The organism is Escherichia sp. MOD1-EC6842, assembly GCF_002965705.1.
GTDB classification, from domain to species: domain Bacteria; phylum Pseudomonadota; class Gammaproteobacteria; order Enterobacterales; family Enterobacteriaceae; genus Escherichia; species Escherichia ruysiae.
In genome coordinates, this window is record NZ_PTRF01000046.1 from 1 (window position 1) to 3,157 (window position 3,157).

General features: G+C 53.1%; 2 rRNA genes. Both read right to left on the reverse strand.

The annotated features are described in order from the left end of the window. A 5S ribosomal RNA gene (gene rrf / locus A7Z29_RS22945) occupies positions 1-87 on the reverse strand; the annotation flags it as partial. A gap of 98 nt (positions 88-185) precedes the next feature. Then, positions 186-3,089, reverse strand: a 23S ribosomal RNA gene (locus tag A7Z29_RS22950). Positions 3,090-3,157: the final 68 nt, after the last annotated feature.

Below are 3,157 nucleotides of genomic sequence, written 5' to 3' on the forward strand. Positions count from 1 at the left end.
AGACCCCACACTACCATCGGCGCTACGGCGTTTCACTTCTGAGTTCGGCATGGGGTCAGGTGGGACCACCGCGCTACGGCCGCCAGGCAAATTCTGTTTATCAACACGTCCTGTTCCGACATGTCGATTTAATCTGTATCAGGCTGAAAATCTTCTCTCATCCGCCAAAACAGCTTCGGCGTTGTAAGGTTAAGCCTCACGGTTCATTAGTACCGGTTAGCTCAACGCATCGCTGCGCTTACACACCCGGCCTATCAACGTCGTCGTCTTCAACGTTCCTTCAGGACTCTCAAGGAGTCAGGGAGAACTCATCTCGGGGCAAGTTTCGTGCTTAGATGCTTTCAGCACTTATCTCTTCCGCATTTAGCTACCGGGCAGTGCCATTGGCATGACAACCCGAACACCAGTGATGCGTCCACTCCGGTCCTCTCGTACTAGGAGCAGCCCCCCTCAGTTCTCCAGCGCCCACGGCAGATAGGGACCGAACTGTCTCACGACGTTCTAAACCCAGCTCGCGTACCACTTTAAATGGCGAACAGCCATACCCTTGGGACCTACTTCAGCCCCAGGATGTGATGAGCCGACATCGAGGTGCCAAACACCGCCGTCGATATGAACTCTTGGGCGGTATCAGCCTGTTATCCCCGGAGTACCTTTTATCCGTTGAGCGATGGCCCTTCCATTCAGAACCACCGGATCACTATGACCTGCTTTCGCACCTGCTCGCGCCGTCACGCTCGCAGTCAAGCTGGCTTATGCCATTGCACTAACCTCCTGATGTCCGACCAGGATTAGCCAACCTTCGTGCTCCTCCGTTACTCTTTAGGAGGAGACCGCCCCAGTCAAACTACCCACCAGACACTGTCCGCAACCCGGATTACGGGTCCACGTTAGAACATCAAACATTAAAGGGTGGTATTTCAAGGTCGGCTCCACGCAGACTGGCGTCCACGCTTCAAAGCCTCCCACCTATCCTACACATCAAGGCTCAATGTTCAGTGTCAAGCTATAGTAAAGGTTCACGGGGTCTTTCCGTCTTGCCGCGGGTACACTGCATCTTCACAGCGAGTTCAATTTCACTGAGTCTCGGGTGGAGACAGCCTGGCCATCATTACGCCATTCGTGCAGGTCGGAACTTACCCGACAAGGAATTTCGCTACCTTAGGACCGTTATAGTTACGGCCGCCGTTTACCGGGGCTTCGATCAAGAGCTTCGCCTTGCGGCTGACCCCATCAATTAACCTTCCGGCACCGGGCAGGCGTCACACCGTATACGTCCACTTTCGTGTTTGCACAGTGCTGTGTTTTTAATAAACAGTTGCAGCCAGCTGGTATCTTCGACTGATTTCAGCTCCACGAGCAAGTCGCTTCACCTACCTATCAGCGTGCCTTCTCCCGAAGTTACGGCACCATTTTGCCTAGTTCCTTCACCCGAGTTCTCTCAAGCGCCTTGGTATTCTCTACCTGACCACCTGTGTCGGTTTGGGGTACGATTTGATGTTACCTGATGCTTAGAGGCTTTTCCTGGAAGCAGGGCATTTGTTGCTTCAGCACCGTAGTGCCTCGTCATCACGCCTCAGCCTTGATTTTCCGGATTTGCCTGGAAAACCAGCCTACACGCTTAAACCGGGACAACCGTCGCCCGGCCAACATAGCCTTCTCCGTCCCCCCTTCGCAGTAACACCAAGTACAGGAATATTAACCTGTTTCCCATCGACTACGCCTTTCGGCCTCGCCTTAGGGGTCGACTCACCCTGCCCCGATTAACGTTGGACAGGAACCCTTGGTCTTCCGGCGAGCGGGCTTTTCACCCGCTTTATCGTTACTTATGTCAGCATTCGCACTTCTGATACCTCCAGCATACCTCACAGTACACCTTCGCAGGCTTACAGAACGCTCCCCTACCCAACAACACATAGTGTCGCTGCCGCAGCTTCGGTGCATGGTTTAGCCCCGTTACATCTTCCGCGCAGGCCGACTCGACCAGTGAGCTATTACGCTTTCTTTAAATGATGGCTGCTTCTAAGCCAACATCCTGGCTGTCTGGGCCTTCCCACATCGTTTCCCACTTAACCATGACTTTGGGACCTTAGCTGGCGGTCTGGGTTGTTTCCCTCTTCACGACGGACGTTAGCACCCGCCGTGTGTCTCCCGTGATAACATTCTCCGGTATTCGCAGTTTGCATCGGGTTGGTAAGTCGGGATGACCCCCTTGCCGAAACAGTGCTCTACCCCCGGAGATGAATTCACGAGGCGCTACCTAAATAGCTTTCGGGGAGAACCAGCTATCTCCCGGTTTGATTGGCCTTTCACCCCCAGCCACAAGTCATCCGCTAATTTTTCAACATTAGTCGGTTCGGTCCTCCAGTTAGTGTTACCCAACCTTCAACCTGCCCATGGCTAGATCACCGGGTTTCGGGTCTATACCCTGCAACTTAACGCCCAGTTAAGACTCGGTTTCCCTTCGGCTCCCCTATTCGGTTAACCTTGCTACAGAATATAAGTCGCTGACCCATTATACAAAAGGTACGCAGTCACCCCATAAAGAGGCTCCCACTGCTTGTACGTACACGGTTTCAGGTTCTTTTTCACTCCCCTCGCCGGGGTTCTTTTCGCCTTTCCCTCACGGTACTGGTTCACTATCGGTCAGTCAGGAGTATTTAGCCTTGGAGGATGGTCCCCCCATATTCAGACAGGATACCACGTGTCCCGCCCTACTCATCGAGCTCACAGTATGTGCATTTTTGTGTACGGGGCTGTCACCCTGTATCGCGCGCCTTTCCAGACGCTTCCACTAACACACACACTGATTCAGGCTCTGGGCTGCTCCCCGTTCGCTCGCCGCTACTGGGGGAATCTCGGTTGATTTCTTTTCCTCGGGGTACTTAGATGTTTCAGTTCCCCCGGTTCGCCTCATTAACCTATGGATTCAGTTAATGATAGTGTGACGAATCACACTGGGTTTCCCCATTCGGAAATCGCCGGTTATAACGGTTCATATCACCTTACCGACGCTTATCGCAGATTAGCACGTCCTTCATCGCCTCTGACTGCCAGGGCATCCACCGTGTACGCTTAGTCGCTTAACCTCACAACCCGAAGATGTTTCGTAAAACACCATCGTGTTGCGAAAATTTGAGAGACTCACGAACAACTT